Raw genomic sequence first — 15,706 nt, forward strand, 5'->3', positions numbered from 1 at the left:
GCCCGCCGGCAGCACGACGGAGCCAAGAATCAGCACTCGATGGCGCTGACGGCGAGGCCGCCCTTCGAGGTCTCCTTGTACTTCTCCTGCATATCCGCACCGGTATCGCGCATGGTGCGGATCACCTTGTCCAGCGAGATGAAGTGCTCGCCATCGCCGCGCAGTGCCATCTGGGCGGCGTTGATCGCCTTCACCGAGGCGATGGCGTTGCGCTCGATACAGGGCACCTGCACCAGGCCGCCCACCGGGTCGCAGGTCAGTCCCAGGTTGTGCTCCAGGCCGATCTCGGCGGCGTTCTCCACCTGGTCGACGCTGCCGCCCATCAGTTCGGTGAGGCCGGCGGCGGCCATGGCGCAGGCCGAGCCCACCTCGCCCTGGCAGCCCACCTCGGCGCCGGAGATGGAGGCGTTCTTCTTGCACAGGATGCCCACGGCGGCGGCGGCCAGCAGGAAGTCCACCACGTCGCGCTCGCAGGCGCCCTGGCGGAACTGCATATAGTACTGGAGCACCGCCGGGATAATCCCCGCCGCACCGTTGGTGGGCGCGGTGACCATGCGCCCGCCGGCGGCGTTCTCCTCGTTGACCGCCAGCGCATAGAGGTTGACCCAGTCCATGGCCGACATGGTGGAGGCGATCAGCGAGTGGTCGTCCTTGCTGGCCAGCATGCGCTGGTGCAGGTTCCTGGCGCGACGCTTGACGTTGAGCCCGCCGGGCAGCACGCCCTCGGCTTCCATGCCCTTCTCGATGCACGCCTGCATCGCCTTCCAGATGGTCAGCAGACCCTCACGGATCTCCGCCTCGCTGCGCCACGCCTTCTCGTTTTCCAGCATCAGCTCGCTGATGCGCAGGTTGTGCTCGTGGCACATGCGCAGCAGCTCGTCGCCGGTCTGGAAGTCATAGGGGATCTCGGTGTGGTCGGTATCCAGCACCCCCTCGGCAGACTGGGCCTCATCGATGACGAAGCCGCCACCCACCGAGTAGTAGGTATTGCGGTAGAGCTCGCCCTCGTCGCCATAGGCGAGCAGCCGCATGGCGTTGGGGTGCTGGGGCAGGCTCTCCTCGAGCAGCCGCATGTCGCGCTGCCAGTCGAAGGCGACATCATGGCGGCTAGCCAGATGCAGGGTACCCGAGGACTTGAGAGCCTCAATCCGCGGGGCGATGACATCCGGGTCGATCAGGTCGGGCCGCTCGCCCATCAGGCCCATGATCACCGCATGGTCGGTGCCATGGCCGATGCCGGTGGCGGAGAGCGAACCATAGAGCTCGACCTCGAGGCGCCGGGTGTGCTCAACCAGCTCCCTGGCCTCGAGCTCAGCGACAAAGTTGCAGGCGGCCTGCATCGGGCCCACGGTGTGCGAGCTGGACGGCCCGACGCCGACCTTGAAAAGATCGAAGACACTGATTGGCATGATGTAATGACCTTGTTATTGGATTCATCGATGGGCGCCTGACGGCGCCATTCGCCCGGCAAAGCCGGCCTCCCACGCAATACGCACTCGCAGATGTACCTAGCGGTCGAAGACCACGGTGCGCCTGGCATGCAGGAAGACGCGGCGCTCCACGTGCAGGGCCACTGCGTGGGCCAGGGTCAGGCACTCGACGTCGCGCCCCTTGGCCACCAGATCCTCGGGATAGTCGGCGTGACTCACCGGCTCCACTCCCTGGGTGATGATCGGGCCCTCATCGAGGTCATCGTTGATGTAGTGGGCGGTGGCGCCGACCAGCTTGACGCCCTTTTCATAGGCCTGGTGGTAGGGCCTGGCCCCCTTGAAGCCCGGCAGCAGCGAGTGATGGATATTGATGGCGCGGCCGCTGAGCTTCTCGCACAGGTCGCTCGAGAGCACCTGCATGTAGCGGGCCAGGATCACCAGCTCTGCCCCCGTCTCCTCGACCACCTGCCACACCTGGGCCTCCTGTTCGGGCTTGGTATCCGGCGTGATCGGGAAATGGTGGTAGGGAATGCCGTGCCACTCCGCCAGATTGGCCAGATCCGGATGGTTGGAGACGATGGCGCGAATATCGATGGGCAACTGGCCGATACGGTAGCGATAGAGCAGATCGTTCAGGCAGTGGTCGGCCTTGGAGACCATGATCACTACCGGCATCCGCCGGTCTGGCGGTGTCAGTTCGAACGTCATGCCAAACTCGGCGGCACGCTCGGCGAAGCCGGTCTCGAAGCTTGCGGCCTCAAACCCTTCTGCCTCCGGCCTGAACTCCGTGCGGATAAAGAAGCGTCCGCTCAGCCGGTCATCGAAGGAGTGCTGCTCGGTAATGTAACAAGCATTCTCCTTGAGAAAGCGTGTGACCACGTCCACGGTACCCAACCGACTCGGGCACTGCGCGGTCATGATCCAGTTATCTGAATGACGCCCCATGAGCCTGACTCCTGTGATGGCGAAAAGCCGGGAGGGGGAAGCCTCCCGCCCCCGGCCTAACCCTGACGAGTAGTACAGCGGCTGGCATCAACCGCCAATACACCGCCATATCAACTCAATGCGAAAGATTGATTCAGGCAAAAACAAAATACTTGCGTACCGTTTCAACCACTTCCCAGGTGCCCTTGAAACCCGGCTCGACGATAAAGATATCACCCGCCTTCAGGTGAATCGGCTCGCCATTTTCCGGGGTAAGGATGCAGTACCCTTCACGGAAGTCACAGTATTCCCACTTGTCGTAGTTCACTGCCCATCTTCCCGGGGTACAGATCCAGGTGCCCATGGTCTTGGTTCCGTCCTCCGACGCGTAAGCGTTGAGGTTGACGGTATGAGGATCGCCAGAGAGCTTTTCCCAGGAGCTGGCGTCCAGCAGCACATCCGGCTGTGCGTCACGCAGTACCTTGATCTTGTCGGTCATTGTTCTTCCTTTAAACGATATTGTTGATCTTGTTGCACATCATGGAGACATGCCCCTATGCCGCTCCTCGGCTCTTGATGCAGCATGCTCGCAGCAACAAGCACCCCTGCAGAACAAGCCTCCTTGCAGAACAAGCCATCCTGCAGAACAAACAGAGAAGCGGCCTTGCTCACCGCACGACTCCTAACGCTGCACACCAATGCCATACTCGGCGCCGGCGTCCAGGATCCAGCGATAGAGGTAGTCGGCGAAGCTTCTGCGCAGTACCAGTTCATAGCGCTCCTCGCTGGGACGGCGCAGAACAAGGTTGGACTTGCCGAACACCACGCTGACCGCCTTGCCCACCGGGAAGTTGCTCGGGTGGACATCATAGCTGGTCGACTTCATCAGCAGCTCGCGGACCTTTTCCCCCTCCAGGGAGACCAGGGTCTGACCGCCACTGACATCGACGATGGCGTAGTGGGCATCGCCCAGGGCGTCGCGCAGGCGCTGCTCGACATCGAGCTCCTCGCCACCGGGCACGATCACCAGCCACTCATCCGGCGACAGCCACTGAACGCTGCGCTCTCCGTTTTCGTCCAACGCCAGCCCCAGGGGCTGGCCGGGCAGGCTGATGCCCAGCACCTTGCGCACGGCTTCATCGAGAACGATGGCCCCGCCGCGCAGGATCAGGTGGCCCAGGAAGGCCTGCTCCTTGAACAGGATTCCGTTGCCGGATGTCGCGGCCGGCACACTGCCCGTGTTGTACGCCACGGACAGCGGTGACTCCTTGGGAATCGAGGCGTCCGGATGGGTGTTGAAGGTCGCAACCTTGCCGTAAGTGATATCAGACATGCTGACGCTCTCCCTTGGGATCGATGAATACGGGGCTGACGACCTCGACCTCATGGGCCTGACCGTCCGGCATCGGCACATAGAGCGTCTCGCCCATGCGGTCCCGACCGCCCTTGATCACTGCCAGAGCAAAACCGCTCTTCAGGTTCGGGCTGTAATAGCTCGAGGTCACATGACCCAGCATATCCATGGGAATGGGCTGGTCCTTGTCGACGACGATATGGGCGCCCTCTTCCAGCACCACCTTCGGATCGACGGGCTTGAGCCCCACGAACTGCTTGCGGTCCTTGCGCGCCGTATCCGGACGCGTCAGGGCGCGCTTGCCGATCCAGGAGAAGGGCTTGTCATAGCCGATCGCCCAGAACATGCCCAGATCCTCGGGGGTCACCGAGCCATCGGTATCCTGACCGGCGATGATCAACCCCTTCTCGGCACGCAGCACGTGCATGGTCTCGGTGCCGTAGGGCGTCAGGTCATACTTCTTGCCGTGCTCGAACAGGGTCTTCCAGACATGCATGGCGTAGTTGGCCTGCACGTTGATCTCGTAGGCCAGCTCCCCGGTGAAGGAGATACGGAACACTCGCGCCGGGACATCGGCCACCTTGCCGTTGCGCCAGTCCATAAACTTGAAACTTTCCTTGTCCAAATCTATGTCGGTTACTTCGGACAGCAGCTTGCGTGCATCCGGGCCGGTCACGGTCATGGTCGCCCAGTGATCGGTGACCGAGGTGAAATACACTTGCAGCTCCGGCCACTCGGTCTGGTGCCACAGCTCCAGCCACTCCATCACGCCGGCGGCGCCGCCGGTGGTGGTGGTCATCAGGAAGTGGTTCTCACCCAGGCAGCTGGTGGTACCGTCGTCCATCAGCATGCCGTCGTCCTTGCACATCAGGCCGTAGCGCACCCGGCCAGGCGCCAGCTTGGCCCACTTGTTGGTGTAGACGCGACCGAGGAATTCCCGAGCATCCGGCCCCTGGATATCGATCTTGCCCAGGGTGGAAGCATCGAGGATGCCGACGCCGGTACGCACCGCCAGGCTCTCGCGTGCCACGGCTTCATCCATGGTCTCGAGCTTGCCGTTGACCTTGCGTGGGAAGTACCAGGGGCGCTTCCACTGGCCGACGTCCTCGAACTCGGCACCATTTTCCACATGCCACTGATGCAGGGCGGTGTAGCGCTCAGGATCGAACAGTTCACGGCAGTGACGTCCGACGATGGCGCCGAAGGTGACCGGCGTGTAGTTGGGCCGGAACACCGTGGTGCCCACCTCGGGAATCGACCTGCCGAGACAGCGCGCGGCGATGGCCATGCCGTTGATGTTGCCCAGTTTGCCCTGGTCGGTGCCGAAGCCCATGGCGGTGTAGCGCTTGACGTGCTCGATGGACTCGAAGCCCTCGCGGGTGGCCAGCTCGATGGCCGCCGCGGTGACGTCGTTCTGCATGTCGACGAACTGCTTGGGCGCCCGCAGGGTCGGCTTCTCGTGGGGCACCTGGTAGAGGGCACAGGCCTGGCCTTCGCGGATGGACTCGACCCGAGGCGGCTCGATGGCGCTGGCAGACTTGCCCAGCGCGTCAAGCGCCTCACTCGCCTTGGCCGCACCATCGGCCAGGCCCTCGGCCAGGTCATGCACGCCGCGGGCGCTGCCGGCGGCGTGCACTCCCTTCACCAGGTTGGGCACGAAACCAAGGATCTCGTCGTCCCAGGTGGGGCGCGCCCCGGTATGAGAGGCCAGGTGGATCACCGGGCTGTAGCCGCCAGAGCTGGCGATGGTGTCGCACTCCAGGAGCTCGGCCTGACCGGTGACCTTGAAGGCCGCGGCATCGATGGTCGCCACACGGGCGCCGCTGACGCGCTTGTCGCCCTTTGCCTCGAGCACCGCCGAGCCTTCGATGATGCGGATGCCGCGGGCGCGGGCCTGCTCGACCAGCTCACCATCCGGATGACGGCGCGCATCGACGATGGCCACCACCTCGCGGCCGGCTTCATCCCAGTCCAGTGCGGCACGATAGGCATGATCGTTGCTGACGGAGAGCACCAGCTTGTTGCCCGGCACCACACCGTAGCGACGGATATAGGTGGAGACCGCACCGGCCACCAGGTTGCCCGGCACATCATTGTTGCCATAGACCAGTGGGCGCTCATGGGCCCCCGTGGCCAGCAGCACCTGCCCCGCCCGCACGCGATGCATGCGTGAGCGCGTGAGCCGGTAACCGTCGACCGTCGGCGCGGCCTCACCGAGATGCTCGGTGCGCCGCTCGTGCAGGGTCACGAAGTTATGGTCATGGTAGCCGTTGGCCGTGGTGCGCGGCAGCAGGGTGACATTGTCGTTCTCGGCCAGCTCGCTGATTACCTGTTCGGCCCACTGGGCGGCCGGCTGATCGTCGAGCAGCTCACGGCTGGCCAGCAGCGAGCCACCCATCTCCTCCTGCTCATCGCAGAGAATCACGCGAGCGCCGGCACGGGCGGCGGTCAGCGCGGCGGCCAGACCCGCGGGGCCGGCACCGACCACCAGCAGGTCGCAATGCTGGTTGAGGTGGTCATAGCGATCGGGGTCGTTCTCCATCGGGCTGCGGCCCAGGCCCGCTCCCTTGCGGATGTATTTCTCGTAGGTCATCCACATGGAGGCCGGCGCCATGAAGGTCTTGTAGTAGAAGCCCGGCGGCATGAAGCGTCCGCCCAGCTTGCCGACCAGGCTCATGACATCACGCTGCACGTTGGGCCAGCCGTTGGTGCTCTGCGCCGTGAGGCCCTCGAACAGCGCCTGCTGGGTGGCACGCACGTTGGGCACCTGGGCCGCCTCGGTGCTGCCCAGCTGGACCAGCGCATTGGGCTCCTCGGCGCCGGCAGCCACGATGCCGCGCGGACGCGAGTACTTGAAGCTGCGGTTGACGAGATCCACCCCATTGGCCAGCAGTGCCGAGGCCAGGGTGTCACCGGCATGGCCCTGATAGCGCTTGCCGTTGAAGGTGAAGCTCAGGGTGCGGGCGCGATCGATGCGTCCACCCTGGCGAAGACGATTCGGCTGATTCGACTGACTCATGCCTTGACTCCTTCCTGACCTGCGACCGTTCCTGCCTCGGCGGCAATCTTTTCGGCCGCCACTGTTTCGGCGGACTTGCCCTCGGGATGCTCGGCGCTGAAGCGAGGCTGCTCACCCATTCGATAGGTCTCGAGGATCTCGTAGCTCGCCGAATTACGTGTGATGTTGAAGAACTTGCGGCAGCCGATCGCGTGCACCCACAGCTCATGGTGGATGCCGCGCGGGTTGTCACGGAAGAACAGGTAAGCACCCCACTGATCATCGCTGCAGGACTCGGGGTCCTCGGGGCGGGCGATATGCGCTTGGCCCTTGGGGTGGAACTCCTCTTCATCGCGGTATTCGTCGCAATAAGGGCAATGGATATAGAACATCGTTTTTCTCCTTAGTGCGCGACGCCGGCGGCGCCATGTTCATCGATCAGGGCACCGGTGTTGAAGCGGTCGATCGAGAATGGCGCGGCGATGGGATGCATCTCGCCCTTGGCGAGGCTCGCCGCAAAGACATGACCGGAACCCGGAGTGGCCTTGAAGCCGCCGGTGCCCCAGCCGCAGTTGAAGAACAGCCCCTTGACCTTGGTCTTGGAGAGGATCGGACAGGCATCCGCACAGGTGTCGACGATGCCGCCCCACTGACGGTTCATGCGCACCCGCGAGAAGATCGGGAACATCTCGACGATGGCCTGCAGGGTATGCTCCACGGTGGTGTAACTGCCGCGCTGACCGTAGCCAAGGTAGCCGTCGATACCGGCACCGATGACCAGGTCGCCCTTGTCGGACTGGCTGATATAGCCATGCACATGATTGGACATCACCACGGTGTCGAGTACCGGCTTGAGCGGCTCGGAGACCAGCGCCTGCAGCGGATGCGACTCCAGCGGCAGCGTAAGGCCGGCCATCCTGGCCACCACGCCTGAGTTGCCCGCCGTGACGCAGCCGATGGTCTTGGATTCGATATCACCGCGATTGGTGTGCACGCCATACACCTGGCCATCGCGAATCTTGAAGCCGGTGACCTCGGTGTTCTGCAGGATATCCACCCCCAGGGCGTCCGCCGCCCGGGCATAGCCCCAGGCCACCGCATCGTGGCGCGCGACGCCGGCGCTCTTCTGCCAGGAGGCACCGAGGATCGGGTAGCGGGCGCGCTTGGAGGTGTCGATGACCGGCACGATCTCCTTGATCTGGTCGGGGGTGATCACCTCACTGTCGACGCCGTTCAGCCGGTTGGCATGCACCCGGCGCTGGATATCGCGCATGTCCTGCAGGGTGTGCCCCAGGTTCATCACGCCACGCTGAGAGAACATCACGTTGTAGTTGAGGTCCTGGGACAACCCCTTCCACAGATCCAGTGAGTGGTCATAGAGACGTGCCGCCTCGTCCCACAGGTAGTTGGAGCGAACGATGGTGGTGTTACGCGCGGTATTGCCGCCCCCCAGCCAGCCCTTCTCCAGCACCGCCACGTTGGTGATGCCGTGGTTCTTGGCCAGGTAGTAGGCGGTGGCCAGGCCGTGGCCGCCGCCGCCGACGACGATGACGTCGTACTTTTTCTTGGGGGTCGGGTTGCGCCACTGGCGCTGCCAGTTCTCATGGTGGCTGAGCGCGTGCTTGGCCAGCCCGAAGCCTGAATAGCGTTGCATATCTCTCTCCTGAAGCCGCTGCTGATTCGTTGAGGCGATCAGACCGCTGACGCGGCATCGGCCTGGGCGGGGGTCTGGTGACCCGTGACGGCAGAGTCGCCATAGACCGGGTGGCGTCCACAGAGCTTGTCCACCTTTTCGCGCACTTGCGCCTCCACGGACTCCGTCGACTTCTGGTCAGCCAGCACGTCAAGGATGTCGCAGATCCAACCGGCCAGCTCACTGCACTCGGCCTCGTCGAAGCCACGGCTGGTCACCGCCGGGGTGCCGATGCGCAGGCCGGAGGTGACGAAGGGGCTCTGGGGGTCGTTGGGCACGGCGTTCTTGTTGACGGTGATATGGGCACGGCCGAGTGCCGCATCGGCATCCTTGCCGGTGACGCCCTGCTTGATCAGCGAGACCAGGAAGAGGTGGTCGTCGGTGCCGCCGGAGACGACATCATAGCCACGCTCCAGGAACACGCCGGCCATGGCGCGGGCGTTGTCGATGACGCGCTGCTGGTACTGCACGAACTCCTGGCTCATGGCCTCCTTGAACGCCACCGCCTTGGCGGCGATGACATGCATCAGCGGGCCGCCCTGCTGACCCGGGAAGACCGCGCCGTTGAGCTTCTTGTAGAGACCCGCATCGCCGGCGGCGGAGAGGATCAGGCCACCGCGCGGGCCGCGCAGGGTCTTGTGGGTGGTGGTGGTGACCACGTGGGCGTGGGGCACCGGGCTGGGGTAATGACCCGCGGCAATCAGGCCGGCCACGTGGGCCATGTCGACCATGAACCAGGCGCCCACCTCATCGGCGATCGCGCGGAAGCGGCGCCAGTCGACGACACGCGCATAGGCGGAGAAGCCGGCGATAATCAGCTTGGGCTTGTGGCTGCGTGCCAGGCGCTCGACCTCCTCGTAGTCGATCTCGCCGGTCTCCGGATTCAGGCCATACTGCACGGCATGGTAGTGCTTGCCCGAGAAGTTCGGCGCGGCACCGTGGGTCAGGTGGCCGCCGTGGGCCAGGCTCATGCCGAGAATGGTGTCGCCGGGCTTGACCAGCGCCATGAACGCCGCGGCATTGGCCTGGGCGCCGGAGTGCGGCTGAACGTTGGCGTAGTCAGCGCCGAACAGGTCGCAGGCGCGGTCGATGGCCAGCTGCTCCACCACATCGACATGCTCGCAGCCGCCGTAGTAGCGCTTGCCGGGATAGCCTTCGGCATACTTGTTGGTCAGCTGGGTGCCCTGGGCTTCCATCACCGCACGGCTGGCATAGTTCTCGGAGGCGATCAGTTCGACATGGGCCTCCTGGCGGGCCACCTCGTCGGCGACGGCAGCGGCGATCTGGGAATCGAAGTTGGCAAGACCTACCTGGTTCATGACTGGCTCCTGTTGTTATCGATGTCGGGCAGGGTGTACCTCGAATCTAGCGCCTACCCATCAGAAGGAAAAATTTGAAATCCTTATGCGTGGATAACCACCACGCTGCGAGTTCTGCATACCACTCGATTAAAGACGACTGTGGCAGGAAGGGATTGAACAGATGCGACAGGATTTCTGAACGCCGAAGCAGGCTGGCCACCACTCGAGCGGCGGACAACAGCAGGTTTCAATGTACTTAGGGAAAGCGTGAGGGGGCGAAAAACCTGGAGGGTGGCCGAGGGTTCAAGGTACAGACTGGTCGTCGATATGCAGGAAGAAGGGGTCGACCCGATCGCCGCCCGGTTCGCTGGCCCGCTTGCGCATTTCCGACGGCGTGGTGCCGAAGGCGCTGCGAAAGTGGCGCGAGAAGTGGGCGGTATCGGCGAAGCCGCAGCGCTCGCCGATCGCGGTGATGCTCTTGCCGGTGTAGTGCAACAGCCAGAGGCCATAACGCAGACGCAGGTCTCGAGAAAACTTGAGCGGACTGACGCCAAGCGTATCGCGGAACCGCCGCTCCAGATTACGGCGCGAGGTGCCAACGCGCTCGGCCAGTGCCTCCATCGTCAGCGCCTCCCCCAGATGCTGTTCGAGCACCGCGATGGCGCGGCGAACCAGACGGTCCTCGATCTTGCCGAACACCACCGGCTGAGGCTGAGGATGGGTACCGGCTCGGGCCTCGTCGAGGAGCATGATATTCAGGCTCTTCATGGCCCAGGCCTTGCCCTGATGACGCTCGATCAGATAGGCCGCCAGGTCGGCCGCCGCCGCACCGCCGGCACAGGTCAGCCGGTCTCCGTCGTCGATGAACAGTCGGTCGGCCACCGGCTCGATGGCCGGAAAGCGCTGTACCAGGTCGCGGTGGTGATACCAGCTGACGCAGCAGCGCCGCCCCTTCATGAGGCCAGCCTGGATCAGCGCGAACACCCCGGTACAGAGCCCCACCAACGGAACGCCGGCACCGGCCGCCTCACGCAGGTAGGCCAGGGCAGCACTATCCTGCCGGTCGCCATCCGCCTGAACGCCCCCCACGACCACGATATAGTCGAACTCTCCCGGGTCGCTGAAGGGCTCACAGGGCGAAATGGCCGCACCGCTGCTGGAGAGCACCGCCTCGCCGTTACTGGCCATGAAGGTCCAGCGACAACGCAACTGCCGGCTACGGTCGCCCTCGTCGGCGGCCAGACGAAGACAGTCGACGAAGGCGGCGAAGGGCATCAGGGTGAAACGGTTCAGCAGGACGAAGCCGATGGTGAGGGGCTCGTCTGCCAGGTGTGTGCTCATTAGCTATGTCCAGATATGGGTGGCGAAACAAGCCGCCAGGATGATCAAGGCCCAGGCTCCACTCTACCCCGCAAGATCACGAGGTAATCATCCAGGCAGCCCTACCCGCATCTAAATCACAAATACACCACAAACAGCGGCGCCCGCAGAGTCTGCGGGCGCCGCCATGGCATGGGACAAACAAGCTTAGATGCGAGCCGCCGAACCACTCAGCCGGATGCGGGGCGTTACCAGCGACACACCAACGTAGCAGATCGAGGAGACCACGCAGCCTGTCAGCGGCCCGATCAGCCAACCCACATCGGCGAACAGCATCATGTAGCCGCTGGTACCGAAGCCAGCCAGCATGGCGACCAGGGCTCCCCAGGCGCTACCCTGCCAGAAGGTGGAGATAAACACCGGACCGATCATGCTGGCCAGCAGCGTGCCGGTGCCGAGGATGCCCAGCCAGGAGAGCATGAAGGGCGGCGCATAGAGCATCATCAGCAGGGCGACGATACCCAGGGCCACGACGGCCAGACGATTGACCCACAGCACCAGCCGCTGGCTATGGAAAAGATTGTTGAACAGGGCAAGCCGCAGGTCATGGGAGGTCGCCGAAGCCACGGTATGCAGCAGCGAGTTCGCGGTGGACTTCATGGCGAACAGGATAAACAGGGTGATAAAGCCCTGGAGTGCCGGGTGCATGAAGTGCTCGAGATAGGCTGGCATGGCATTGTCAGGATCGGCCAGGTCCGGCATCTGAGCCCGCATATAGAGACCGACGAGCGGCACCAGGCTCAACAGGGCACCCAGGATCGCCACATAGACGCCCGCCTTATGCAGCTTGACGTCCGGCTTGAAGGCCAGGAAGCGTATTGCCATGAACGGCAGGACCGCGGCGAACAGGAAGGCATAGGGCAGCACCAGGAACACCGTCGCCGTGCTATCGCCATAATGAGCACCGGTGGTAGGATTCAGAAGCTCCGGGTCGATGGCATTGAGTGACGCCTCCCAGCTGCCCAGATCTATCGACGTGAAGATCTGCACCATGATGATGACAGCGGCGACCGACATGCCACAGACCATCACGGTATCGGTCCAGGCCACCGCGGCCAGGCCGCCCAGCATCGTGTAGAGAATGATGACGCCGACCATCAACAGAGCGCTCTGGGTCAGCTCGATGCCCAGCCAGCTGGCTCCCAGCAGGCCGACGGCCTTGATCTGACTGGTCAGGAACACCAGCAGCAGCAGGATGGTGATAAGCGCCGCAACCCCCTGCACGAGCCGGCCCATAGTGCCGCCGCCATGAATCTGGGCGATATACTCGGGAATGGTGTTGCTGCCCATGTCGATGGCCTTGCGCTGCAGGAAGCGCGCGAAATAGAGCACGGCAATCATCATCGCCGGGGCGAAGAAGAAGTTGCCCAGCACCTCGATGGCGCCAAACTGGTAGGTCACGCCCGGTGAACCCATGAATCCCCAGCCACTGAAGCCGGTGGCGACGATGGTACTGGCACCGACGAAGGCGCCCAGCGAACGTCCAGCGACGAGGAAGCCGCCTTCATCATCCTTCTTCATGATTCTGGATGAAAGGAAGCCCAGGTAGATCATCAGGCCGAAGGTGAGGAACAGAAGCCCCCAGTTGAATAGCTTGTAGGAATCCATGATTACTGCCTCGCTGATCCATTGGTAGACTTTCTTTTCAGCTCTCTCCGTAGGTAGGCGGCGCCGGCATGCACCAGCATGTAGATTGTCAGTATCAGGAAGGTGGTCAACACCCAGGAGTCCATATGCCTATACCTCTTGTTCTTGGAACGGCAGCAGTGTTATCGAGTTATTCGTTTCTACATCTTCAAGGTATTTTGCCAGCCTGATAGGCGCCAATTTGTATACTCAATACACAGATCAGACATCGAAATGGGCCAATAATGACTAATATACCCACCGATCTTCTGAGGACCTTCGTCACCATCAAGGATCTCGGTGGCTTTACCAGCGCTGGCGAACTGCTGGGTCGCTCGCAGCCCGCCATCAGCCTGCAAGTCAAGAAGCTGGAGGAGATCCTCGGCACAAAGATTTTCCTCAGAGGCTCCAGCCTGGAGCTTACCGAGGATGGAGAGTATCTCTACAAGGCGGCCAGGCAGATACTGGAGATCAATGACCGGGTCATCGCCAAGGTAAGGGGCGAAAATATCTCGGGGAAGGTGCGCCTGGGCATTCCCAACGACTTCGAGCTGGCCTTTCTGCCCAAGGCACTACGCAAGCTATCCCGCGTCTACCCCAACATCATCGTCGAGGTCGACTGCGAGATCAGCAAGGTGATCCTTCAGCGCTACCAGAAGGGCCATTATGATATCGCCATGGCCATGGAGCGCGAGAAGGAACATGAGGATAGAGACTCTCGCGACTATCGCCTGGAAAGGCTAGAGTGGGTCTTCAGGGAAGATCACCTGGTCAGTGGCGCCGATAGTCCGCTCCCCCTGATTGCCTATCCTCAGGGGTGTGTCTATCGCTCGATCATGGAGGAGGCCCTGCAGAGTCAGGAACACCCCTACCGCTTCATGTATACCAGCACCAGCCTGCTGGGCATCTTCTCGGCCGTTGAGGAGGGACTTGGCATCACTGCGATGGCCAGCTCCGTCATTCCTGACCACCTCAAGCATGCCGTCAACACGAACTCACTTCCTGATCTGGAGCGCGTCTGCATCGGTCTTTACTACAAGGAGCCGGAGTTGAATGTGGCGTCCCGCCACGTGCTCGACTTTCTAAGGACGGGAATCGCCAATATCTAACCGTATAGATCCATCGGTCCAGAATGACCGAAGGCAGGTGATCCGACAGACTATCCTTATCGCTATCGGGTTACCTGCCTTCTTCTAATGGCTATCTACCACCCTATCGCCCAGTGAGCCGATTGATAGACATGATAGAGAACTGGGTGTCAGGAGCTCGACGCCCCCGGTTTCATTTCGCCGGCGGACACCGTTCGGATATCTCCCTCCTCGTTGATCTTGAGCTCCACATTGGGATCAGGATCATTGACCACTTTCTCCAGCTCTCTGGTCGCCCTGTCGCGACTGCGCAGGCGCCGTATGGTGTTCACGATCATCAGAATGATCACGATGGAGAAGGGGAAGGCGCCAATGATGGTCCCGGTCTGGACCGTATCGACCACTCCACTGCCCCCCAGGGTGAGCAGTATCGTCGCCACCGCGCCGATGCTGAGAACCAGGACCACACGGAACCAGGCGCCTGCACGCTTCGGTGCGGAAACGAAGTCCGCCAGAGCATAGGTGCCGGCATCCAGCGATGTCACGTAGTAGGTTGCCACCAGTACCGTCGCCACCACCAGCAACAAGCTGCCGATCACCGGTATGGATTCCAGCATCGCGAAGAGTCCGCTGGCGACATCCGCATTCACTGCATCGGAGATCCCACGGCCACTCTTGTCATCGTAATAGATCGCCGCGGAACCGAGAACGCCGATCCAGAGCATGACGATAAAGGAGGGGATGATGGTGACACCGATAACGAATTCACGCAGCGTACGTCCCCGCGAGATCCTGGCGATAAAGCCAGCCACGAAGGGGGAGAAGGCAATCACCCAGCACCAGATGAAGACGGTCCACCAGCCATTCCAACTCTGCTGCCAGGAGGTCAGTGGCTCGGCCGTGCTCGGGGCATCGGTCCAGAAGCTCATGGGAACGAAGTTAGTGAAGTAGGAGCCGAAGGTCTGGGTGATATTGGAGATGATGAACAGCGTCGGCCCGAAGATGAAGGCGGCCACCACCAGCACCACACTCAGGATCGAGTTCGTCTCACTGATCAAGCGCATCCCCTTGCTGATGCCGAAGAAGGCCGAGATCGCCGCGGCGGTACCGAGTCCCACAATGACAAACAGCCAGATGGTGGGCCCTGAGGTTACGCCTGTGAATGAGGTGAGACCCGCGGTGAACTGCATCGCCGCAAAGGCAAAGGAGGTAGAGAGCCCCAGAATGGTTGCCATGATCGCCAGCAGCTCGACGACCACACCGGCACCACCACGCGCCCAGCGCGGCAGCAGGTCCACCGTTGCTTCGCGGAAGGTCAGGGTCTTGCCCAGGTTGTGATGCGAATAGGCGAGACACACCGCCACGACGCAGTACATGGCCCAGGCGGTGAAGCCCCAGTGAAAGTAGGCCCAAACGATACCGCCGCCCGCTACATTGCCTTCCATTGCCTCGAAGACCGGGCTGGAGTCACGCAGCATGATGGGCTCGGCTACCGACCAGAAGATCAGGCCGATCCCCTGGCCACAGGCGAACAGCATCGAGTACCAGGCAAAGTTGCTATATTCGGGCTTCGCCTTGGGCCCCCCCAGCCTGACTCGGCTGCCGACCTTGCTGAACACCAGCCAGCCGCATACCGCGACGGCAAAGAGCGAATAGAGGATAAACAGCCAGGTGAAGCCACCCGTGACATAGGTCCTCATGTCGAAGATGACCGAGGCAACACCATCGGGGTTACCAAGCACCATCAGGATCAGCGCAATGATGGCGATGGGAGGAGCAAACTGGATGACCAGTCGACCGAAGGGGGGGAGGTCTCGTCCCGTGAATCGCGGGACCGTGACCGGTTCTTTATCTGACATCTTGATACCTCGCTATTATTATACTTGGCATCATCCCTGACATCTCAGGGCTC

Annotated in this window: 13 protein-coding genes; 1 reads left to right on the forward strand and 12 read right to left on the reverse strand. The window is 62.4% G+C overall.

Annotation, left to right across the window (positions count from 1 at the left end; all coding sequences use genetic code 11):
- Nucleotides 1-29: 29 nt before the first annotated feature.
- From E0702_RS04120 to E0702_RS04165, 11 genes are all read right to left on the reverse strand, one after another.
- Nucleotides 30-1,409: an L-serine ammonia-lyase gene (locus tag E0702_RS04120; protein WP_132041703.1), complete on the reverse strand. Its 1,380-nt coding sequence runs from the start codon at nt 1,407-1,409 to the stop codon at nt 30-32.
- 99 nt (nt 1,410-1,508) lie between these two features.
- A complete protein-coding gene (purU, locus tag E0702_RS04125; protein ID WP_132041704.1) occupies nt 1,509-2,375 on the reverse strand; it encodes a formyltetrahydrofolate deformylase in 867 nt (288 codons plus the stop codon).
- A gap of 133 nt (nt 2,376-2,508) precedes the next feature.
- The gene (locus E0702_RS04130) at nt 2,509-2,853 is read right to left on the reverse strand and encodes a cupin domain-containing protein (RefSeq protein ID WP_132041705.1); all 345 of its coding nucleotides are present in this window, start codon (nt 2,851-2,853) and stop codon (nt 2,509-2,511) included.
- The gene (locus E0702_RS19010; protein ID WP_165927475.1) at nt 2,850-3,026 is read right to left on the reverse strand and encodes a hypothetical protein; all 177 of its coding nucleotides are present in this window, start codon (nt 3,024-3,026) and stop codon (nt 2,850-2,852) included. The genes E0702_RS04130 and E0702_RS19010 overlap by 4 nt, the downstream gene beginning before the upstream one ends.
- Nucleotides 3,027-3,036: 10 nt before the next feature.
- The gene (locus E0702_RS04135) at nt 3,037-3,687 is read right to left on the reverse strand and encodes a sarcosine oxidase subunit gamma (RefSeq protein WP_132041706.1); all 651 of its coding nucleotides are present in this window, start codon (nt 3,685-3,687) and stop codon (nt 3,037-3,039) included.
- Nucleotides 3,680-6,727, reverse strand: a complete 3,048-nt coding sequence (locus E0702_RS04140) for a sarcosine oxidase subunit alpha family protein (RefSeq protein ID WP_132041707.1) — start codon at nt 6,725-6,727, stop codon at nt 3,680-3,682. Before E0702_RS04140 ends, E0702_RS04135 begins: the two co-directional genes overlap by 8 nt.
- Nucleotides 6,724-7,098: a sarcosine oxidase subunit delta gene (locus tag E0702_RS04145; RefSeq protein ID WP_132041708.1), complete on the reverse strand. Its 375-nt coding sequence runs from the start codon at nt 7,096-7,098 to the stop codon at nt 6,724-6,726. The genes E0702_RS04140 and E0702_RS04145 overlap by 4 nt, the downstream gene beginning before the upstream one ends.
- 11 nt (nt 7,099-7,109) lie before the next feature.
- Nucleotides 7,110-8,360 (reverse strand): sarcosine oxidase subunit beta family protein, encoded by a 1,251-nt coding sequence (locus E0702_RS04150; protein ID WP_132041709.1) that lies wholly within the window; start codon nt 8,358-8,360, stop codon nt 7,110-7,112.
- Between the two features lie 38 nt (nt 8,361-8,398).
- Nucleotides 8,399-9,718, reverse strand: coding sequence for a serine hydroxymethyltransferase (glyA, locus tag E0702_RS04155; protein WP_132041710.1), 1,320 nt, complete (start codon nt 9,716-9,718; stop codon nt 8,399-8,401).
- Nucleotides 9,719-10,003: 285 nt separating this feature from the next.
- A complete protein-coding gene (locus E0702_RS04160) occupies nt 10,004-11,041 on the reverse strand; it encodes a GlxA family transcriptional regulator (RefSeq protein WP_132041711.1) in 1,038 nt (345 codons plus the stop codon).
- Nucleotides 11,042-11,227: 186 nt separating this feature from the next.
- Nucleotides 11,228-12,688, reverse strand: coding sequence for a sodium:solute symporter family protein (locus E0702_RS04165; RefSeq protein WP_132041712.1), 1,461 nt, complete (start codon nt 12,686-12,688; stop codon nt 11,228-11,230).
- Between the two features lie 263 nt (nt 12,689-12,951).
- Between E0702_RS04165 and E0702_RS04170 the strand changes: the two genes are divergently transcribed.
- Nucleotides 12,952-13,815, forward strand: a complete 864-nt coding sequence (locus E0702_RS04170; protein WP_132041713.1) for a LysR family transcriptional regulator — start codon at nt 12,952-12,954, stop codon at nt 13,813-13,815.
- A gap of 149 nt (nt 13,816-13,964) precedes the next feature.
- Here the strand turns inward: E0702_RS04170 and E0702_RS04175 are convergent, their stop codons facing one another.
- Nucleotides 13,965-15,653, reverse strand: a complete 1,689-nt coding sequence (locus E0702_RS04175; protein ID WP_132041714.1) for a BCCT family transporter — start codon at nt 15,651-15,653, stop codon at nt 13,965-13,967.
- Between the last annotated feature and the right edge of the window lie 53 nt (nt 15,654-15,706).

The organism is Halomonas marinisediminis (assembly GCF_004347715.1).
In the GTDB taxonomy this organism is placed as follows: Bacteria; Pseudomonadota; Gammaproteobacteria; order Pseudomonadales; family Halomonadaceae; genus Halomonas; species Halomonas icarae.